Genomic DNA, 20897 nt, shown 5'->3' on the forward strand with positions numbered 1-20897 from the left:
GCCTGGCCGCGATCCGGAGACGCCGTGTCGTTTACCTCTCGCAAACCTAGCAAGTCCGCAATAGCGATTGAGAAGCCCATGACACCCGAGAGCGGTGATTCGGCCGACCGGCGGTCAGCGAGCCTCGATACGGCGAATAGCCGCGATCTCGTCGATCCAGCTGCTCGAAGAGGTGATCTTGACGATGTCGCCGGTTCTCGGGGCTTGAATGATGAGTCCTTCGCCGATGTACATGCCGACGTGGCGTGGGTTGGCCATGGTGCCTTGGCTGCCGGGGATGAAGACGAGGTCGCCGGGTACTAGGAGCGCCGGGTTGGCCACCGGCTTTCCGGCGTTGACCTGGTCCGCCGTGACGCGCGGGATGGACATCCCGGCGGCCAGGTACGCCGCTTGCATCAGCGAGGAGCAGTCGCATTGTTTGTCGGGGTTGCCAGAGTGCGGGTCGGTGCAGGTGCCGCCGAAGTGGTACGGCGTCCCGAGTTGGTCGACGGCCCAGGTGATGGCGGTCTTTACGGCGGGTGGGGTGTTGGCGGGTAACGCGAACCCGGTGGGGAGCGTGTCGAGGGCATCGGTGGCGCAGTCGGCGAGGGTGCTGGTCAACTGCTCCACGAGTTGCAGGGCGTCGTCGGTCCACGTGGCGTAGGCGTCGGGGAACGCGGACACCTGCACGGCCTGCGCCGCCTGGGTGAGTGGCATCGTCTGCCAGCCGGGCACGGTCTGGAGCTTGTCGAAGAACGTGCCGGCCTGGTAGGCGGGCTTGGACAGTTGTGCGATAGTGCCCCAGCTTTGGCTGGGGCGTTGCTGGAAGACGCCGATGGAGTCGTGATCGTTGCGGTCGCCGAGGTGGGGCAGGTTGCGCAGGCCGGATTCCTGCATGGCGGTGGCGACGGCGACGATCCAGCCCCAGCGGGGTACGGCTTTGGTGACTCCGACGTCGATGATCGTGGCGGCGATGTCGAGTTGCTCGGTGTCCCAACGGCTGGCGCCGGGCGGCTGCCCGGAGGGGCGTAGGCCGGGTGGGGCGGCGATGGCGCATCGGCCGGGGCCGCCGCCGGTGACGGAGGACAGCAGGAGGAGGGGCAGGCCGAGACAGGCGATGACGACGACGGTACCGACGCCGACGATGATCTTTGTCATGGTGGTGACCTCTTGGGATAGCGAGAAGGGGTCGGTCTGCGTGCGGTGCGCGGCTGGACGCCGCGACGTGCGTTCTAGAGGCGGTAGAGAAGGGGGAGCAGTGCGGCGTGGGTCTCGCGCAGGAGACCGGTGATCAGGGTGCTGGCCGGGAACAGCGGGTGGCCCACGTCGACCGGGGTGGCGTGGCGCCAGTCCCAGTGGCCGGGCTCCAAGCTGGTTACGTACCAGAGGGCGCCGGCGGCATCGAGAAACACGGCGCCGTTGATCTGTGGGGCGAGCAGGGTCATGGGTTGGCTGGCGCAGGTGGCCAGGCAGTGGCAGTCGGGATTGTTGTAGGTCGAGCGCGGTTGGCCGTGGTGGATCGGGCAGCGGCAGTCGCAGGCGAGCTCGCGGGCGTTGCGGTAGGTGCGGTGCATAGATGTCTCCTCTGGTCGTGAAGCACGAAAAGGGTCGTGGGCCGCCCGCATGGGCGGCCCACCTTGAGTGGTCGGGTCAGTCGGTGGACGTGTCGAGGACGTTGGCGGCCTGGCGTAGCAGGTGCTCGATGACGAGGCCGGCGTCGTAGACGTCGGCGCGGGTGTCGATCTTGGTGGCGTTGTCCCAGTCCCAGGTGCCGTTGGCCATGGCGGGGATGTGCCAGAGGTCGCCGTCCTGGTCGAGGAAGAATGCGCGGCCCTGCTGATGGGCCAGCAGTGTGAGGGGTTGGGTGGCGCAGGTGATGGTGCAGGCGCAGCCGGGCTCGTTGTAGGTGGTGCGCGGCAGGCGGTAGTGGATGATGCAGCGGCAGTCGCAGACCCTGCGCCACGGTGGCGTGTGCGTCACGGGTTCCTCCGCAAGGGGTGAATGCGCGTACGCCTCGGTCACCGCCAGCGTTGGGGCGGCTTCCGAGGCGTACGCGGTGGGATCGGGTTGTGTCAGGCCGTCCTGGGTTCGACGGCGGGATGGCGAAGGTTCTGCCTGGTCCGAGGAGCAGGTCGTCATGGACCTGCCGGATTTCCTCGACGGTGAGCACGTAGGCCGGCAGCCGCGGTATGTGTTCGCGCCAGGCGCGGTAGAGGCGGTGGGTCCCGTCGATGAGTAGCGTGGCGGGCGGCTGTTCGTTGACGCTGATCTGCGCCACGATCAGGGGCTCGGCCAGGTCGGTGGTCATGGCGTAGGTCCGGTTGAGTGCGGTGTTGGTCGGGCCGATGAGGTTGGTTGCCCACGGGTTGGGGTTGTCGAGATGGGCAAGGCCGTATGCGACGGCCCACGCCGGCACGTCCAAGGGGTCGGGTGTCGCGGCGCGACGCCGCGATCAGCGCCTGCGCGGTGTCGATCGAGAACACCCACGGCCCGAAGTGGAACCACTGAGGTAGGCGGAGCCGGTCACTGGTGGTCCTTCATCGCGGTGACGCTGGTGTAGATCGCGATGCAGCGCAGGATCAGCTCGTGTGACGGCAGGGTCAGCAGCTGTTGCCGCTTGTCGTCGCGGAGTTGGTCCCAGATGAGGACGGTGACGCTGGCCGACCACAGGTCGACGAGGACGCCGTCGATCTTGGCGTGCTGCCGGTTGGCGATGATGCGCCGCAGCGTGTCGATGAGGGTCGCGTCTCCGGCTGGGTGGTTGGCGTCGTCGGGTCGGGCGGCTTCGGGGAGCAGGGTGTAGCAGTCTTCGCAGGTGGACTCGACTCTCGGCGGGTCTTCGGTCTCCCACCGCTGAACGTCGGCAGCGGGCAGGCCGCACACCGACTGTCGAAGTTCGCGTGGGTGACGGATGTGGCGAATCATCGGCGTGCTGTCTCGTCTGATCCGCGCCGCCGGGTGCTCGGTGCTGCCATGGGCGTGTCCGTTCTGTGCGGGTCGGGGAAGCGGTCGGTGGACCGCCGCCCCGAGGGGTCGAGGTGCGGTCAGACCTTCAGTAGGTCGAAGGCGGCCACTTTCAGTTCGCCGACGTTGCCGGTGAGCACCCGGTTGGCGCGGGCGAACTCGTTCTTAGCGGGCTGGTAGTGGTCGAGGTACTCGGTGATGGCCTGGTAGCCGGCCCACCGGGTGCCGGAGATGGCCTTCTGGGTGTCGGCCTCGCGGATCAGGTACTTGAGGGTGCCGAGGCGCTGCTTGGCGTTGTTGTGGGTCTGCTCGGACGCGTTGTTCTTGACCGGCCACACCTGGCCGACGATCTTCTCGAACTCGCGCATGGTCAGCTCGGTCTGGAGCATCCGCTCGGCGGCCTTCTCGAAGGTCTCCATGTACTTCCACATCAGGCCCAGCGCCTCGCGAGCCTGGCTGATCTGGGAGTTGACGTTGGAGGTGTGCCGGAACGTGTAGTGCCCGGCAGAGTGGGCGAAGGCGGCGCGTTGGGTGTTGGCGCAGACGACCCGGATCGGGCTGGCGTCCACCCGCAGGGCGGCGGTGCCGTCGTGCGAGGTCGTGCCAATTAGGTAGAGGTCCAAGCGGTCCACCCCGGCGATCTCCATCGCCGTCGGCAGCTTCATCGTGACGAACACCGACTTGCCGCGGCGGAGGCTGCCCGCGGTCTCGAAGTGGGCGCCGCCTACCTGATCGACGAGGCGGTCGAGCATCTCGGCGCACTGCTCGTTCTGGACCACGGTGTAGTCGGTGCCGACGATGCCCAGGTACTCGGTTGCCCTGGTGACCGGGTTGCGGCGGACGGTCATGCGCTTGTCGTCGGCGGGGATCTGCACCTCGACTCCGTTGACGATGTCGATTCCGACGGTGCGGATGGTCCGTACGCCCCAGTCGCCGAGTCGGGCGGCGGCCATGATCTCCTCGGCCTTCATCGTGTCCTGGGTGACGGTGCCCAGCTGGTGCCAGGCCGACAGGCGGGCGCTGGCGAAAGCGGTCGTTCCGTCGGCGAACGTCTCGAGTTCGTGCGGCATGGGGTTCTCCTCGATATGTGCGCGGGGGCCGAGCGCATCCGCTCGGCCCCCGCGATGAGTTGGGGATGGTGCGGGTCAGGACTGCTCGGCGTCGTTGTCGTCCTGCTGGGGTTGCTCCACGCTGGTGCTCGCGGTGGGGCTCGGGTCGGCCTGGGCCGGGTAGATGAAGGTCAGCGGCGCATCGGAGACCAGGAGGATCCGGCCGGCGGCGGCGGCCTTGGTGCAGTTGTTGCGCACCGCCCCGGAGCTGACCGCGCGGCCGAGCTGCCCGCTGATGGCGGTGGCGATGTCCTGCGGGCTCATCGCCCGGCCCGGGCTCGCTGCCAGGACGTCGAGGGTCAGCTTCTCCAACTCGCCCCGGCCGAACGGCTGGCTGCCGTCGGCGTTGGCGGTCGCGTCGCTGCGGCCCACACTCGCGGTGATGCCTGTCGCGCGCGGCGGCATTCTCTGGGGCAGGGCGATGATGTGGGTCTCGCCGTCCGATGCGACGACGTGCAGCGTGCCGCCCGGCCGGATCAGGGGCAGCAACGCCGCCGTGGCGCTCGGCGCGGTCGCCAGGCCGCGGATGACCTGGTAGCACAGCGGGCAGCGGGGCGGCTCCGGGTTCGGGTCGACCTCGCTGGCCTTGGTCGGGCCGGCGATCCACCGCTGCGGCAGGCCGGGCAGCCGGCGGGCGGCGTCGGCCTGCTCCATCGCGGTCAGCAGCCGCGAGGCGGTCGGGTGACTGATACCGCTCTCGCCCACGATCAGGTCCAGCGTGGCGCCGATGTCCCCGTGGTCTGCCAGGACACCCTTGATGGCCATGACCTTGCGGTCACCAGGGCGAGCGGGCTGCACGGCCGCGACCGTCAGCGCCTGCTCGTCCTCGCCGCGGTCGGCGTCGTCCACGGTTATGCCGTCGGGCTCGGTCGCGCCGTCTCTGTCGAGCTGGCTGCCCGATTGGCCGGCCGTCTCGGTGTGCGGCGTGTCGGCGGCGTCATCGCTGCCGTCGTCCGGTCCGTCGTTCTCGGCGACGGCGTCGTGGACCGCATCGGTGGGCTGGTGGCCCATCTCCGTGTGCGGCTGGTGGGCTGCGTTGTCGGCGTTCGGGTCGCCGATGTCGGTCTCGCCGGCCGCGTCGGCGGGCAAGAGGGCATCGGCGTCGCTCGGCGTGGCGAGGGTCCACCGGGCGGGGATGCCCTCGGCCGGGTCGGCGTTGGGGTCCACCGGGACGATGACACCGGCGTCGGCCAGGGTCTTGATCGCCTTGTCGGTGGTCGAGCGGGCCTTGCCGGACTTGTCGGCCAACTCGTGGACGTCGCCCTGACCGAGGTCGTTTAGGGCGTCGAGGACGGCCTGCGTGGCAGGCGTCAGGGACAGGTGTTTCATCGGGGTCTCCTTTCGTGGGATGTGGTGGGGACGCCTGGCACGGTGGTGTGCCGGGCGATGGTGCGCCGGGTCGCGGGCAGCGGTCAGTGCGGCAGGCGCGTGACGTAGTGCGCTGCCGAGGGGTGCGGCCCGGTGGTCGTGGCGGTGGGTGGTGCCGCGTCAGCCGGTCAGTCGCCGGGACGGCCTCGTCGGGCTGGAGGATGTAGAGGCGGTCCTCGGTCGGGTCGCGGTAGATCCCGGCGTCGGGGTGGGACAGCCACAGCGGGTTGACGCTGCCGGGCGGGCGGAGCCTGGCGTCGGACGTGTCGACCTTGACGTGGGTGGCGTGTCCGACGAGTTTCTGTCGGCGGCAGGAGTCGGTATCAGGTCCCCCGCTTCAGCTGGTGAGGTGGGCGAGTTCGGCGGGGTCGAGTTGGTTCGGAGTGCGGTTGCGCCAGGCGTCGGAGTGGCGCAGGTGCCACCAGCGCAGCAGCGACCGGCAGGCCGAGGCGAGGTCACCGCACGCGGGTAGCTGATACACCGTGGCGAGCGGGGCTTGGTGAGGCGGCCGAGCGATGTAGGCGGTGGGCGTCCAGCGGTGCTCGGTCTCGGTGACCTCGCCGACGACGCGATCCGGGTAGGGGATGTCGAACGCGCCAGCGGCCTCGGCGTCGGGCACCACCAGCCAGGTATGCGGGTCCTTGCGCCGTAGCGTCGCCACGCCGCGCGACGGGTCGCAGCGCCGCAGAAGCAGGTACCGCTCGTCGCCGTCGCCGATCGGCCGGTGGTTGCGCCATGCGTGGTAGCAGGCGACGAGCGCGGCCCCGAGGACGTTGTGCCGTTCGCGGGCGACGAGCCCGTCGATGAGGGTCTGGTGGTATGCGGCGATGTGCAGGTCGGCGCGGGCGGTCAACCCTTGCCGGGCCGTCTCGGCCAGCACACCCACCCGGGTGAGGGCCTGGTCGAGGTTGGTGGTGCTGTCGGTGAAGTCGCGGGCAGTCTTGTGGAGGATGCGGGCGAGGTCGCCGATCGGTTCGGTGGTGGCGGTGTCGTGGCGCCAGAGGTGCTCGGGTAGGACGTCGTTGGTGTCGGCGGCGATGCGCCGCAGCGCGGGATCGGTTAGGAACATGAGGGTTCTCCTCTGCCGGCGGTCGGGCTGTGGGCATGGGGAAGGCCGGTCGCAGCGGGGCTGCGACCGGCCTTCGATACTTCAGGCGGTTAGGCGATGGCGACGGCGCACAGTCGTGCGCTGGAGCGCAGGCCACGCAGGTAGGCGCAGGCTTCGTTGAGGAAGCGGAACCGGTCGGCGACGGAGTCGCTTGCCGGGGTGAGCAGGCGGCCTTCGGTGGTGATCAGTGCGTCGCCGATCAGCGCGATGCGCCAGTGCAGCCCGACGTAGGTGGCTTCGCTGGCCTGGTAGACGGACAGCTCGTACGGGTCGAAGGAGAGGGCGAGCATCGCCAGGACGCGTGGCTGTTGCTCGAAGCGGCGGCGGGCCTCGGCCACGCTGACCTTGGTCGGGTCGGCGTGGTGCTGGGCGAGGTAGTCCTCGAAGGGGCGGGCCGGACGGGTTGTCGCGGCGATGTGGGTGTTCCAGGCACGCCAGCGCAGCGCGGCGTGGTGGGAGGCTTTGGCGGCGGTGCCGGTCAGGTCGAGGCGACCCTTGCGGCCTCCGGCGGCCACGGTGACCGTGCCGAAGCGGCGGGCGGCGTCGAGGAGGTAGTAGCCGAGGAAGCGGGTCAGCCAGCCGATGAGGTGGCGGTGGCGGACGTGGTAGCGGCGGGCGGGGGTGCCGTTGGCGTGTAGGAGATCGTTGACCTTCTCTGAGGCGGCGAACCAGTCGGCGTCCTCGCCGGGGCCGAAGCAGACGGTGATCACCGAAGCGGTGAGCGGGGTGGGCGTGGGCATGGCGGGGTGCTCCCTTCGCGAAGCAGTGGGCGTGGGGTGGGATGCGCGGTGGTGCCACCGAAGCGCGGCGTCTGGACCGGGAGAGCTGCCGTGAAAGGCGCGGGGCGTGGATCACGAGCCGACCGAGGGTGGGCTGTGGATGATCCCGCTGGCGCGGGCAGATCCGAGGAGGGACCAGAGGCGGCGGCGGTGCGAGCAAAGAAAGAAGAAGCTGCACCGTAGCTGCGTGACCTGACAGCGCCGACGTTGTCAGGAACCTCGACCATGCCTGTGAGCTGCGCTGACAGGATTCGCCGTGGGCGTGCCAGGGTCTGTCAGGGCGCGAAGACGCCGTCGTCGTAGTTGGGGTTGTCCGCCACGGGCTGCCCGTGGTCACTCGGCAACTCGGTGAGCCGGACTCGGCCGGTGGCGCCCACCGGGAGCCAGACGGCTTCGGCCGGTTCGGCGTCGTGGGTGGCGGTCGCGACCGGTACGTCGCCGCGCTGGCCGCGCAGGAGTTGGTGAAGGTGCTCTTCGCGTTGCTCGCTGCTCAGCCAGAACAGCACCGGGTAGCGGGGGCCGCCGCGGCGAATCAGCTGCGCGTACCGGTCGAGTTTGGCCACCACCCGGCCGAGGGGTTCGGTGCCGGTGTCGGCCTCCAGGAAGAACCCCACCGTGGCGTCGGCGAGGCTCCACAGGCCGTGCCCGTCGGCGGTGATGGTGCGGAACTGCTTCGTGGTTATCGTCTCGGACCACCACCGGTCCAGCTGCGCCTGTGGGTGCCGTCGGCTGTGCACGGTGAGCCGGACGAAGAACTCGTTGGCTATGAGCAGGTGGGTCAGGTTTGGGCTGGCCGAGAGCCGGTCGACGCTTTGGCGGCTGGTGCGCACGGTGGGTTCGGGCCGGCGGTGAGCGGCGGCCTGGAACCGGTGCCCCTGGTGGCCGAGCGTCCAGTGCCACGGATGGCTACCACCCCCGGCGCGGGCGAACCGGAACCGGTCGAGCAGGCCCAGTGCGGTCAGCTCACCGAGGCGGATCTGACAGGTCCGTCGGGCGAGGAACAGCATGCGGTGGATCTGATCGGTGGTGAGGACTTGGTGGTCGTCGAGTAGCTGGAGAAGCCGACGGTCACGGCTGGTGATGTGGGGGTAGATGGACAGGAGGCTGACCGATCGCGATTGCGGCATAGGTGGATACACCCCTGGAGAGAGAGTCCCGTAGGGAGTCTGGATGAGTTGATCTCTATCTCGGTGCTGGCGTCGCGCGGGTTGGGGCAGGTCAGGCACCTGACAGACCAGGGGTGCGGAACTCGTGTGGGGTCTCGTGTCGCGGACCCCCCCAGACGAGTCCCCGGTGCCGCACCCAGCCGAGCCCCGATGCGAGCCCGAGCGCTCAGCGTTCGCGGTCGGTCAGGCGCCGCTTCATCGCGGTACGGGCGAGCTGCTGCATCGGCGGCTCGCTGCTGGTGCGACTGTGGGCGGCGGCGCACTCCTGCCGGATCGCGGTCGCTTCACCCACCGGCGGCACCGGCGGGTTGGTCACGAAGGTGAACGCGGGTAGCTCCCGGTTGCCGACCAGCAGCCGGGCTGCAGCGGTGTAGACATCGAGGTGGGCGAGGTCGTGTTCGTCCAGCTCGGGCTTGGTGTGCCGGGACAGGTCCCGCGCGTCAGCGGGATCGACGTTGAAGAACAGCTTCGTCCGCGCGTTGGCCGACACCGCTGCGGCGATGTCGTTGGGCAGTTGCGCTAGGTCTTGGTGCGCCAGGACGAGCCCGAGCCGAAAGCCCCGCGCCTCGGCCAGCATGTCCCCGACGCTGCCGGGCAGCGTGAGGAAGTTGTGGCACTCATCCACGTAGAGGCTGGCGTCTCTTCGCTGGTCTTCGGGGACGCTGGCGCGAGCGATGGCCGCCTGCCAGACCCGGGCGACGATCATCGAGCCGAGGATGCGACTGGTCTCCTCGCCGAGGATGCCTTTGGGTAGCCGGCAGAGCAGCACCCCGCCGTCAAGTACCCGACCCATGTCGAACGACGAGTGGGCGTTACCGATCACCGATTTCACGAAGTCCCGCAGCAGGAAGGCCCGGAGTCTGGCGAGGACGGGTGCGATGACCTGGCCGCGGAACTGTTCGTTGATGCCGTCGTACCAGAGCCAGAACCCGCCGAGGCCGTCCGGGTCGTCCAGGCCGTGGGTGAACCGGGCCCGGAAGTCCCGGTCCTGCAGCAACGACGGGACCAGGCTCAGGGTTGGTTTCGCATGGCGCATCAGGGTGAGGCAGGCGACGCGCATGGTGTCATCCATGCGCGGCCCCCACTGCCCTTGAAAGATCTTGGCGAAGATGCCGACGAGGTTGTCCACGGCCAGGTGCGGATCCCCGCCGTCATCAAGGGGGTTGAAGCAGCCGGGGTTCTCCTGGTCCGGGTCGATGATCACGATCTTCTTGGCGTAGGAGGCGGGCAACCGGTCGAGGATGTCGGTGATCAGGTCACCCCGCGGATCGATGACCACGGTCCCGCGCCCGGACTTGATATCGCTGAGGATCATGTTCAGCAGCAACGTGGACTTACCGACGCCGGTCTTGCCGACCACGTGCACGTGCTGCCGGGCGTCGGTGACAGTGAGGCCGATGCTGTGGTGGCCGATCTGTGAGCGGCCCAGCACCTTCACGCTCCGCCCGCCGGAGGGGACCTGCACGGGCGCCGGAACGGCCTTGGCCCTCGCCCGGTCCAGGCCCGGAACGGCGAGGTCTTGCGGCAGCGCGGCCAGGGCCGAAAGTTCCGGGACCGTGGCCAGGAAGCCGCGCCGCAGTTGTCGTCCGGCGATCGTGGCCACCGGGTGGGGCATCTTCATCCGGCGCAGCCGGTTCGGGCCGGTGTACGCCGCGGCGGCCGAGGCGATGGTGTGCCCGAGCCCAGCGAGACGTTCACGGACCTGGTCGGCCCGTTGCCTGTCCGGCGGTGTCTTGTCCGGGTCCGCAGCCACGGCGAACCGGACCGCGATCTCGAAGTGCGGCACCCGCACGGCCTTGTCCACGATGGTGCGGGCGTCGGCGGTGGCTACCGGATCCCGTTCGGCTGCCCTCGCCACTGTGGCGCGTGCCGGGCCGCGCGGCCGGGACGGGCCGGGCATGAAGACCTCCAGGAGCCACAGCAGAGGCTCGATGACCCACCGCGCCGCACCCGAAACAGCTTGGGCCGCCATGTCGGGCCGCCCGTGGGGAGGATTGCTGGTGGTGGCCGCCGCCCGGCGGGCCGCCCGGACACGGCGGGCGGGTGCCGGGCGGGCGAGGATCTGCACGCACGCGTGTTCGCGGTATCGGACCTCGGCCCCGGCAGAAAGCAACGCCCGAAGCGGGTCGGTGTCGTGCTCGCTGCGCAGCGGCAGCCCGTCGGTGTGCTGCGGCCAGTGCGCCCCGCCCATTTGCTCGCCCACCTGGGCGGGAATCGGCGCGGCGGCATCCGCGGTCGTGAGGGTCGCGGCGGGCCAGGCCGCCCGGACGGCGGCCTCGACCGCGCCGGGCGGCACCGTGCCCGGCACCCAGACCCGGATGGTCAGGGCACGGCCGGTCCACGTGTACTCCCACCCCACGTGTGGGTACCCGTACACCCTGCGTCGCCACACCGACGGCGTCAGCACGCCGACCAGCGTCGTCCAGAACGCGGCGGCGGCCTCGGCGGTAACCTCCGGCGGTGCGGCGATGGTCAGCCACCGCCCGCCAGCCGCGAACCGCTGGTGCCGCCAAGCCAGTAGCTGGTCGCGGCCGAACACCGCTGTGACGATCGCGGCAGCGGCGACGAAGCCGAGCCATGGGCGGGCAATGATCCAATGCCCGAGGTCGGCGGGCCAGGTCGGGGTGGTCATCAGTCGGCCTCCCCGATCCCAGTTACGGCAAGCCTGTGCTCGGCCGCCGACCCCACCGCGCGGAACGGGATCCGGCTACGACCGGCGACGAGGAGGCCCTCGCCACGTGGCGCCGACAGCAGCAGCCGCGACTCCCCAGCGGTCAGGCCGAACGCCTCGGCCACCGCGTCGATGGACTGCGTGCTCTGGCGCATCAGGACCTGGGTCGCGGCGTTGGACACCACGGCGAGGCCGAGGTCGGTCGACAGCACGTCGGCCGCGTCCTGGGTGATCACGCACAGGCCGGCGGACCGCTTCCGGGCTGCCTTGGCCATCCGGAACAGAAACCGGCTGCCTTCGCCGTCGCGCATCAGGAGCCAGGCTTCGTCCACCACGACCAGCTGCCGCCGCCCGCGGGCGGCGGTGGCGGGGGTGTCGATGCCACACCAGATCGAGTCGAGCGCCAGCAGCGTGCCCACCGTGCGCAGCTCGTCGGGCAGGTGCCGCAGCGACCACACCACCAGGTGCCCTCGCGGGACGGTCGTGGTCGGCCCGTCGAACAGGGTGGCGAAGTTCCCGACCGTCCAGGGCGCGAGTCGGGCGGCGAGCTGCCCGGCGGCGGGGTCGTCGTCGGCGGCGAGCATGTCGGCGAGGTCCCGCAGCAGCGGCGCGGGTTTGGTCCAGGTGCCCGGGTCGCCGTTGATCCCGGCGCGGGCGTAGGTGGCGGTGATCGCCCGGTCCAGCGCGGCGCGCTCGCCGGGCGGCGGGGCCGCCCCGAGCATGACCGAGATCAAGGTGTGCAGGTACAGGCCGCGTCGGGTGAGGGTGTCGGGCCGGTGGTCGGCGGGCAGATCGAGGGGGTTGACTCTGACGCCCGGCTGGCCGAGCTGCACGACGGTGCCGCCGACGTGCTCGGCCAGGGGCGCGTACTCGTCTTCGGGGTCGATGACGGACACAATGGTGCCCTGATAGAGGTTCCGTAAGACCTCCAACTTGACGAAGTACGACTTACCCGCGCCGGAGCGGGCCAGGACGACCGAGTTGTGGTTGTCCTGCGCCCACCTGTTCCAGATCAGGACCCCGTTGCTGGTCGTGTTGACCCCATACAGCAGCCCCTCGGGCGCAGCGACGGTGCCGGGGGCCGGGGCGGCGAGGTCCGCCGAGGCAAGAGGAAACGCCGCCGCGAGGGCGGTGGTGTCGAGGATGCGGCGCATGCGTAGCGGGTCCACACCGACCGGCAGAGTGGAGATCCAGCCCTGGTGGTGCCGGAACGTGGCCGGTTGCAGGTCCAGCAGCACGCTGGCGGCGGCGGACTTCACACCCGCGGTGACGGTGCGCAGTTCGTCGAGGGTACGGGCGTGGATGGTGATGTAGATGCCGGTGTCGAAAAGCTTCGCTGCGCCGCGGGCGACGCGTTCCGCCAGGTCGGCGGCATCCGCTGCGGCCGCCTCGACCATGGGATCACCCAACCGTCCCTGATCGGCATCGAGGCGGCGCGAGGATTCGAGGCGGGCGCGCTGGCGCTTGAGTAGCGGCGCGGCCAGTTGCGGCGCCACCGGGTCCAGGTGCACCGAGACGTCGACCCGTGCGGGGTAGGACAGCAGCGGGTCGAGCCAGGCTGGGCCGACCTCGGCCGGATACCCGCACACCGCGTAGGTGGCGGCATAACCGTCGCCGACCTGCACGTGCCACGGCGTGACCGACAACGCGGCGGGGGAGGGCATCCCCTCCCCGGCCGCGATACTCGTCTTGGGCCTTTTCAACAGGTTCATGATGTGCTCCGCAGTGTGATCGGGGTGCCGGGTACCGCACGCGGGCCAGGCACAGGCGGGGAGAACGGATCGACCGCGCCGGCCAGCGCGGAGGCGACAGCCGGTCCGTCGAGAGCTGCGGCTTCGACACCGAGCCCGGACAGCGCCCGCACAGCGGCGTCGGCCCCGAGCTCTCCGGTAATCACGGCGAGGACCTGGCGGCGCAGCGGATCGCGCTGGCTGTTGAGGTCGAGCAGGAACTCGGCGTAGTCGTCGGCGGCGGCCTGCAACGCCGGGTGCGACAGCCGCGGCGCATGGTCGACAGTCGCCTGCGCGTAGACGGTCAGGTCGTGGCGCTGCGCAGCCACGACGATCTGCGCCGGCCCGGTCAGGCTGTTGAGGAACCGACCAAACCCCTCCAACAGTGCCCCCTGCTCACCGCCGGTGCGCAGGTGGATGTTCGTCGTGCCGCAGGCGATCAGGACCCTGCGGCTGCCCTCACTGGTCAGGACTCCGTTCGGGCTGACCGCCGTGACCGGAGACTGCAGCGGTGCCGGAAGGCTCGGCTGGCCGGCCACGACCGCGACCGAGCTGGCCCGAGCCTTACCCGGCGTAAGGGTGCGCGGCCTTCGGCTGAGCGCGAACCCGTGCCGCAGCCACAGGTCCAGCGGCAGGCCGTCACGGCGGCCGAGCGCCACCACGACCGCTACGGCGAACACGATCGCCCCGGCGACGATCCAGGCCACCTGCGGTAGTAGATGCCCGAACGTGCGGTAGACACCGAGCCCGACGAGGCCGGCACCGCCGACGATGCCCAGTTGCCGGAACGTCAGCCCGAACGCGATGCGGTCAGGCTCGTTGACGTTGGCCGGGACGACGGCGCGCGGGACGCTGTCCTCGACCGTCATCGCCCATCTCGCAAGGCGCTGCGTCGTAGCCCGCCGAGCGGTAGACGGCGGGTGATGCTCTGGATGACCACTGCCCGCAGCAGGATCCCGCCGATGTTCGGAGACCCCTTGCCCGTGGCGTAGCGGCCCATCATCCCGGGGATCTTGACCGTCATCCACAGGACCACTGCGACCAGCAATAGGTTCAACACGTCCGAGCCTGGCAGGCCGATCAGGACCGGGATGCTCGCGTCCGGGTCGGTGAGCAGTTGGATGCCGGTGGAGAACGCGATGGCCTGCAGCACGGCGGTGCCGAGGCAGCCCAGCAGGCTGCGCCACCACAGGTCGGCGGTGGGTTGCGTCCAGGGCAGGCAGTAGCAGGCCAGCGCGAGCGGGGCGAGGCCGGCCAGGATGACCAGCACCGCGACGCGTACGACCCAACCGGTGACGAGGGTGAACATCAGCCCGACGATCAACAATCCGATGACCAGGGCGATGAGGGCGTTGGCAGGGTCGATGAGGGCGGCGGCCACGTGCGTGCGGGCCATCGTGACCGCTTGCGTGGTCGGCGCCGCAGTGCCGACCATGGCCACCGTCAACGCGTTGGCCACATCGATGAGTACGGCGCACAGCGGGACCGCGAAGTTCGACAGGATGAACCCGACAACGAGGCGTGGCACGAGTTCCTTGACGCCGTATCGGACCTCGACCGAACTGTTGGTCATCGTCACGACGCCGGCGGTCAGCAGCGCGAGGACGTAGCAGGCGTTGACGACCAGTGTGCTCTTCGCGGCGATGGTCTGCACCTGCGGCAAGACAGTGACGTCCGGCGACAGGAACATCGACGACGTCAGATAGGCCAGGAGTCCGCCGAGGAGGTCTTGCAGCCGATCGGCGAGCCATTCCACCAGGCCATTCATCATCCAGTCGACCATGACCGCTGCCCTCAGCCGCCGATGATGCCCTGCAGCACCTGCAGGATCACGGGGGAGAGAACCGCCAAGGCGTAGCCGATCAAGGCGGACTTGAAGTTGCCCTTCGCCTGCTCGACCTGGGCCGGGTCACCGCCAGCGGCCATGTAGCGGAGGCCACCGATGACCAGGAACATTGTCGCTACCAGCGCGATTATGCCCATGATCCACGCGGTGATCGAGGAGATGACGTCGTTGATGGTCTTGGGTGTCGGGGCCGGCGTGGGCGTGGGTGTGGCGGCGGCGAGGTCGGCCAACACTGACAGAGTTGTATGCATTGCGACGCTCCACAGGACTTTTGCGGGGCCGCCGCGGTGGGGACCAAGGCGAGGCTTCGACAGGGCCGGTGGGGGCGCTCCTCCCTTGCTCTGGGCGAAGGGTTGCGGTGTCAGTACGCCGTGCCAGCCGTGCCGGACCGTTGGCCTCACCGGATGGGAGGTCCCCACCGGGCGGACATGCCGTGATTGACATGCACCGTCCAGAACTCCGCTGTCAGGCCGATCGAACTCGTCTCACGCCTGTCATGACCTGACAAGATCGGTCAGCAGCTCACGTAGTTCCCTGGGTTCGCAACCAGTTCGCCGGACGGCTATCCAGTCGTGCGCCGGCCGTGCCGTCATTCGGGACGCCGATCCCACGGGCATCGTTCAAACCAGGCCCTTTGGGCTTGAAGGCTTCTTTAGCGGACCCGACGATGTCAGCATGTGCTGCGGCTGTCAGTCGGGCGACGTCCGCTCATGCCGATAATCGCGCCCCGGCAGGGGCAGCGGCAACTCCCCGCCAGACTCATTACGAGCCGACGAGGCTGGTAGGTTCCGGGAGCCTCGTCCGTGCGGCGGCAGGCCTTACGCCTGTGGCTGGATGAAGAGTGGTCGGAAGTACGACGCCTCTTCGGGATCGGCGTGAAGGTGCCGACGCCAACCGAGAGTTGACCAGAAGCCGTCGGCGCCCTCGGAGAAGGCCACGAGCCGACGGTCTTGGTAGCGGTTGTGCAGGAGGCCGATGACAGCGCGGCCGATGCCGCGGCCGCGGTGATCGTCGTGCACCTCAATGAACTGGATCTCGAGTGCGGCGGCTCCAAGTGGCGGAACCTCGGCGTAATGATCGATCCCGACCTCGGTGTCCAGATGAACCCGCGCGACCTCGTTGTTGTTCTCTAGGAATCGCAGAAAGATGCTCTTGGAATGGGGATAGACGGGGCCGCGGTACCACCATTGGTTGTTGAACCCGAGGCCTGCTTCCTCGTACGTGAACGGGAACCAGAACCGCTCGTCCACTGGACGATCAAGTTCAACCAAGGTGAGGCTCATACCGTGATTCTGCACCAGGAAGAGCTGCCGATGCTCAGGTGGGGAGCCGTCTCGTCTTCTGGTCGCTCGACCGGCGTCAATCGAGGAGACCGTGGTGATCGTTGAGCCAGCCAACTGCGGCAAGATCCTGGACGAGCCACCGGTACGCCAGGCTGGTTGCCGGACACATGTTGCCCAGTGGCAGGTCTACGTCCTGGAGCGGACTCTGGCCGAACGTCGTCCGGGCGGCGTTGCGGCGCTCCTGGATGAACGTCCAGAACCCATGGCCGTCGTCGGGTACGAGCCGCAGGTCGACTGACGGGACGTCCGATCGTTGCGCACCGCTTTCTGGGCTCAGGCTGACAATGATCGTGTGCGCGTTCGCGTCGTTGACGGGTCGCCGGACGAGTCCTTCGACCTGGAGGGGCAGCATGCTGTAGAGCCCCAAAGCGTCCCCGAAGGCAGGGAACGAGGTTTCGACGAGCTGCCGATAGCCGATCAGGGCTTGTCGCACGATGTCCGTCGCCAGGGTCAAGGTTAGCTCCGGTGAGTACGTCTGCCAGCGCCACCTGCCTGTCCCGGGCTGATCGCCTTCGGGCCAAGGCGGCAGGAGCGTATCGCCGTCCTCCATGTCCAGTTGAGCGGCGAGCCAACGGATGTCGTCCGAGTCGACGGAGCGGCCTGTCCCCTGCCACGTCGACCGCACCGACCGGTTCGCCCGCTCCATCCACTCGGCGACGGTGTCACGCAGTTCGGCAAGGCCGATGGTGCGGCGCCGGCGCGCGGCGCTGTAGTTGTAGACGAAATTGGCGAGTAGGTAGAGCCGTTCGCGTGCCAGCCATGATGTGCGGGGAACGGGCAGGGTCCGTCTCCTGATCACGTTCTGGAGCTGTTCTTGCAGCGCCGCCTGGGCGCGCAGCCAGCGACCAAGGTCAGAGGTCGGAAAGCGCATCCCTTCAACGCGGTGCCATCGGGCGAGGCTGGGGAACATTTCGGGAAGTTTGACGAGGTCCGGCGGCGGCAGCTGGTCGCGCGAGCGAGCGAGCGTCAGATGGCCGTTCTGCAACCAGGTGCCCCACTGTACGAGGCGACCGTCGCGGTGCCGTGCCAATGATTCGGCCAGGGGTCCGAGTCCGATCAGCAGGGCTTGTTCCGCGCCGCGCAGCCACTGCCCGGCGCGCAAGGCAAGGTCGGGCTCGGCGGTGAGCTCGCCGGTGGGGTCGCGGCGGCTGATGAGTGCCGCGATCGCCTCATCAGATGGACCGTCATGGGTGCGGTCCGTACTTGCGTCGGTGATCTCATCGAGGATCCAGAACGCTGCCGCCGGATTGACCGTCGCAAGGCCGGCGATGAGGCGTTCTTGATCCTGGTCGATGGCGGTGGAGACGGCGAATGCGAGCGCGTATCGCCACCGGGGGAACGAACTGGCCGCCGCGATCGTCTCCAGGTCAGCCAGGCCCATCCGGAGGGCTTCGGACCCGAAATACTGCTCGAACACTGGCAACGCGAACGTCAGCTCCGTGTGGTCGCCGACAACGAGGCCGGTTGCGGTGAGGCGACGGACGAGGGGCAACGACCCGAACGAGGCCCCGGTAACCGGCTGCGACTGTCCGAGGATCCGAACGGCCAACCGAGCCAGGTCCTGCCACGTGCCATCAGCAACCTCGTCGCTTTGCGAGTCGATGACCATCGTCGCGAGATCAGCCAGGAGTTGAGCCCGGGATACCTTGACGTCGCGGCCAGCGTGTAATCGGGCCGCCAGGCCAAGAGCGGTCAGCGGACTGGTGAGCAGGGCAGCCGTTTCGGTGTTCCACAGGTGCCAGGGGATGTCGTCATCGAGAGCCAACTTCGCCAGCTCAGCGCCGCGCTGGGCCGGCCAAGGCTCGACGAGGATCTTCTCCTCGTCGGGCACGGGGATCCCCGGCCGCGCGGTCGCCAGCACGCTGACCTGAGGCCACGTGTGGACGAGTTGGCGGGCCTCGGCGAGGAGACGGGCGGCTTCCCGCAACGGGACACTGTCCAGGTCATCGATGACCACGTGGCAGCGGGCGGAGGGGTCGCGGCCAAGTTCATTGGCGATCGCCAATTCCAAGCTGGCAGTGATGTGCCGAGCGGGAAGAAACAGCGGAATCTCGATGTCCGGGTCGTTGGCCGCCGCCTGGACAGCCTGCCCCCACCAGCGGAGTGCGTGTTCCGACTTGCCGGCCCCAAGCCGGCCCACTAGAACGCGGACCTGCCCTACTGGGACCTCAACGAGCGGTTCTTGGCGCGCCGCCATCCACGCGAGTACCGCCGGCCGCCGCTCCGGCGGCACGAGCGGTGTCAGCCGGGATACCCGCATGGCATGGCCTCGCCGGATAGCCAGTTGCCACGTCTCGATCCGGCTGCGCATCCGCGGGTTGAACGGCAGGACTGCGCTGAGCTTCTCGATGACCGCGTCGAGGTCGAAGGGTGTGACCGCCTCGCGGGCCTCTTCGTCGCTGATCTGCCAGCTATGGTGCGCGCGTTCAGCGTCGGCCAATTGATCCCGCTTCCAGGATCGCAGCATCTCGGCGGGGTACTCGTCTGGGACCTGATCGATCTCCCACGCGTGGGGAAAGCACAGCAGGAGGAGGTTGCCGACGTCGCGGTTGTCAGCTTCGCTCATGGCTGGGTCCCAGCGAGGGCCGCCTTCGCTGCGCGCGTGGATATGGGCGACGTGGCTGTTGAGAACGTGATGACCGATGGATGCGTTCACTGTGTACAGCCCGGCACGGCACCCAGGCTTCGCGCACGCGAACGCAGTGCCGTAGAGCTGCCGCACGGTGCCGGGCGTGGGCACACGGTGCTCGATCGTTTTGTCCGATTCGGCGGAACGCTTGGTCACGGCCCCCATTCTTCCGGTCCACGGCTCTCGCCCGCCCCCGGCGCGCGGGCTGAGGTGGTCACCCGCGCTGAGGTCAACCGCCAATTCCCCTGGCAACTGGTCACTGCGGCGTCAGGAAACGGGCGATTGACGGCCGCATCCCCGCCAGGACGCCTCGCCTCTCCGCATACAGCCGCAACGCTTCGTCGCACGCCTTTGCTCGCGCCCGCATTCTGGCCACGGCCGGCTCAGGGCCGAATCCTCGATACCAGGCGAAGGACCCACCAGCTCGCCCGGCCGCGGTAACTGCCGCGAGCACCGACCCGCCGACCTCCATTGGGTGGGCCTGCCATACCGCCTGTCGCCCATGCACTTGGGCGCTGTCGCCCAGCCGCCACGGTAGGCCGTGCACCACTCCGGACAACATCCCGTAGATTTCCGGCAGATCCGCAAATGCCCGCTGCACCAAGTCCGTCGTTTTTACCTCGACGGGCGTCTCCGGCCCGCCGGCAGTAACCCGCACCCCCTTCACACGGGCACCGCTTCCGTTGGACGCCAGCTCAATGCCGGCACGCTTGATGAGCGTCAGCAACTGCTCCTTCTCCTTGGCGACCGCAGCCTCGGGAGAGGCCATGTACGCGTTGCCCGGCACCCGCGCCGCTGACTTCGCCGCCATGCCCGCGTCCGCAATCAGCAATGCGACACCCCGGGAGAGCCGCACCTCGAACGGCTGCCCCTCGGCAAGCACGTGCATCAGCAGCGCTGCAGCCTCCACCGCCGAACGGGCCAGACTGGCGTGGGCATACACGGGCACGCCGACCTGCGGCTGAGCGAGCAGCACGCCGAGAGCGCGCACATGGTCTGCCACGTGCACCGCCATGTGCAGACAGGCAAACGCGGCCCGGCTCCACAACTCCTGCCGGTCGGCGCTGCGCACCGACGACAGCAGCTCCTTATGGTCCCGGGTGGCCGGCGCGCTGGCCGGCGCGGTGGAAGCCAGGATTGGCCCGAGGAGCCCCTGCAGGTCGTCGGCCTGCTCCCGGCAGAACCGGCTCGCCCGCGTCAGGAACTCGACGTTGGGATCGTTTCGCGTCACAGCAACCTCATCTCACAGCGCGTCGCGCAGCCACTGTGCCTGTCCCACCCGCGCCACCGCATCCCCTTTGGGCGACCGAACCGTCAACACACTTCCCCAGGCAGCTCGTGAGGACGGCGGCGGCCCGAACCCCTGGGCAACCGCCGAGCTGGTGGTGTTGTCAGGCCGCCATCGCGACTTCGCAGCGGCCGGACGAGGGGGTCGGGCCGGACAGGTCGCCGCGCGTGACCGCGTCGGCCACGATGCGTTCGGCGCGGCGGCGGCGCATTCGAAGGACTGGTGCGGTCACGCCGCTCTCGGCAGCCAGCTGCTCGATCAACGCGTTGCCAAATCGGGTGGCGCTGATCAGTTCAGCGGCTTCGGCGGTGATCAGGCCGGCGGCGGCTGCCCGACCGAGCAGCAGGTCCGGATGCCCGTAAGGCATCCTTGGTGACCGCGACCCGGTGGACAGGTCCAGCGGCAATTCCTCGCCGTGGTCGGTTTTAACGACTGCGGCGCCGGCGCGCCAGGCCGCCCAGCACAGCCGCAGCCACAGCCGGGGCGGATCGAGATCCGCACTGCGCATAGATTGCAAAAATCCGGCTAGGACTTCGGAGTCCACGTCGTCGGCGTGCCGCGCGTAACCGCGGCTGATCTTCGCCGCGAGGTGCGTCAGCGCGGGCAGCGCCACGCCGATCGCGCCGACGACCCAGGCCGGTCCCCATTCTCGGGCGTGGTGGGCCAGCTGCCGCCACAACTCGTCGGTGCATTCGCTGTCGTAGCGCCCGAACATGAGCAGCTTGCGTAGCTCGTTCAGCGGCATCGTGGTGTCTGGCAGGCCCGGCACCGGCCGGGCGTCGAACACCAGCGGTGCGGGTTCGCAGGTCAGCAGATCGAAAGCCTTCTCGGCGGTGGTAAGCGCCGTGTTGGCCGTTCTCACGCGGGTGGTCGTTGCCATGGTGATGTCTCCCTTACGGGGCCGCTTCGCCCGGTGC

General features: G+C 69.1%; 18 protein-coding genes. All 18 read right to left on the reverse strand.

From position 1 onward, the window contains the following. Window positions 1-114: 114 nt before the first annotated feature. On the reverse strand, window positions 115-1137 hold the full coding sequence (locus ACIA47_RS17070) for a C40 family peptidase (protein ID WP_396708887.1): 1023 nt from the start codon (window positions 1135-1137) through the stop codon (window positions 115-117). Between the two features lie 74 nt (window positions 1138-1211). Continuing rightward, window positions 1212-1553, reverse strand: a complete 342-nt coding sequence (locus ACIA47_RS17075; protein WP_396708889.1) for a hypothetical protein — start codon at window positions 1551-1553, stop codon at window positions 1212-1214. A gap of 76 nt (window positions 1554-1629) precedes the next feature. Next, a complete protein-coding gene (locus tag ACIA47_RS17080) occupies window positions 1630-1959 on the reverse strand; it encodes a hypothetical protein (protein WP_396708891.1) in 330 nt (109 codons plus the stop codon). A gap of 543 nt (window positions 1960-2502) precedes the next feature. Beyond that, on the reverse strand, window positions 2503-2904 hold the full coding sequence (locus ACIA47_RS17085) for a hypothetical protein (RefSeq protein ID WP_396708893.1): 402 nt from the start codon (window positions 2902-2904) through the stop codon (window positions 2503-2505). Between the two features lie 119 nt (window positions 2905-3023). Then, the gene (locus ACIA47_RS17090) at window positions 3024-4013 is read right to left on the reverse strand and encodes a DUF932 domain-containing protein (protein ID WP_396708895.1); all 990 of its coding nucleotides are present in this window, start codon (window positions 4011-4013) and stop codon (window positions 3024-3026) included. A gap of 75 nt (window positions 4014-4088) precedes the next feature. Next, the gene (locus tag ACIA47_RS17095) at window positions 4089-5381 is read right to left on the reverse strand and encodes a MarR family transcriptional regulator (protein WP_396708897.1); all 1293 of its coding nucleotides are present in this window, start codon (window positions 5379-5381) and stop codon (window positions 4089-4091) included. Between the two features lie 376 nt (window positions 5382-5757). After that, window positions 5758-6489 carry a hypothetical protein gene (locus ACIA47_RS17100; RefSeq protein WP_396708899.1) on the reverse strand — a complete coding sequence of 244 codons (732 nt, stop codon included), beginning with the start codon at window positions 6487-6489 and terminating at the stop codon, window positions 5758-5760. A gap of 89 nt (window positions 6490-6578) precedes the next feature. Beyond that, window positions 6579-7268, reverse strand: a complete 690-nt coding sequence (locus tag ACIA47_RS17105; RefSeq protein ID WP_396708901.1) for a hypothetical protein — start codon at window positions 7266-7268, stop codon at window positions 6579-6581. 314 nt (window positions 7269-7582) lie between these two features. Continuing rightward, window positions 7583-8434, reverse strand: coding sequence for a replication-relaxation family protein (locus tag ACIA47_RS17110; protein WP_396708903.1), 852 nt, complete (start codon window positions 8432-8434; stop codon window positions 7583-7585). A 205-nt stretch (window positions 8435-8639) separates the two neighbouring features. Beyond that, a complete protein-coding gene (locus ACIA47_RS17115) occupies window positions 8640-11105 on the reverse strand; it encodes a type IV secretory system conjugative DNA transfer family protein (protein WP_396708905.1) in 2466 nt (821 codons plus the stop codon). Then, window positions 11105-12856, reverse strand: a complete 1752-nt coding sequence (locus tag ACIA47_RS17120) for a VirB4 family type IV secretion system protein (protein ID WP_396708907.1) — start codon at window positions 12854-12856, stop codon at window positions 11105-11107. Before ACIA47_RS17120 ends, ACIA47_RS17115 begins: the two co-directional genes overlap by 1 nt. Next, window positions 12853-13743, reverse strand: coding sequence for a PrgI family protein (locus ACIA47_RS17125; protein WP_396708909.1), 891 nt, complete (start codon window positions 13741-13743; stop codon window positions 12853-12855). Before ACIA47_RS17125 ends, ACIA47_RS17120 begins: the two co-directional genes overlap by 4 nt. Next, window positions 13740-14657 (reverse strand): hypothetical protein, encoded by a 918-nt coding sequence (locus tag ACIA47_RS17130; RefSeq protein WP_396708911.1) that lies wholly within the window; start codon window positions 14655-14657, stop codon window positions 13740-13742. Before ACIA47_RS17130 ends, ACIA47_RS17125 begins: the two co-directional genes overlap by 4 nt. A gap of 11 nt (window positions 14658-14668) precedes the next feature. Next, window positions 14669-14971: a pilin gene (locus ACIA47_RS17135; RefSeq protein ID WP_396708913.1), complete on the reverse strand. Its 303-nt coding sequence runs from the start codon at window positions 14969-14971 to the stop codon at window positions 14669-14671. A gap of 567 nt (window positions 14972-15538) precedes the next feature. After that, window positions 15539-16003: a hypothetical protein gene (locus tag ACIA47_RS17140; RefSeq protein ID WP_396708915.1), complete on the reverse strand. Its 465-nt coding sequence runs from the start codon at window positions 16001-16003 to the stop codon at window positions 15539-15541. Between the two features lie 76 nt (window positions 16004-16079). Next, window positions 16080-18848: a hypothetical protein gene (locus ACIA47_RS17145; RefSeq protein ID WP_396708917.1), complete on the reverse strand. Its 2769-nt coding sequence runs from the start codon at window positions 18846-18848 to the stop codon at window positions 16080-16082. Between the two features lie 100 nt (window positions 18849-18948). After that, window positions 18949-19923: a hypothetical protein gene (locus ACIA47_RS17150; RefSeq protein WP_396708919.1), complete on the reverse strand. Its 975-nt coding sequence runs from the start codon at window positions 19921-19923 to the stop codon at window positions 18949-18951. 160 nt (window positions 19924-20083) lie between these two features. Further along, window positions 20084-20860, reverse strand: coding sequence for a hypothetical protein (locus ACIA47_RS17155; RefSeq protein WP_396708921.1), 777 nt, complete (start codon window positions 20858-20860; stop codon window positions 20084-20086). Between the last annotated feature and the right edge of the window lie 37 nt (window positions 20861-20897).

It is taken from the genome of Micromonospora sp. NPDC051227, from assembly GCF_044455385.1.
Taxonomy (GTDB): domain Bacteria; phylum Actinomycetota; class Actinomycetes; order Mycobacteriales; family Micromonosporaceae; genus Micromonospora.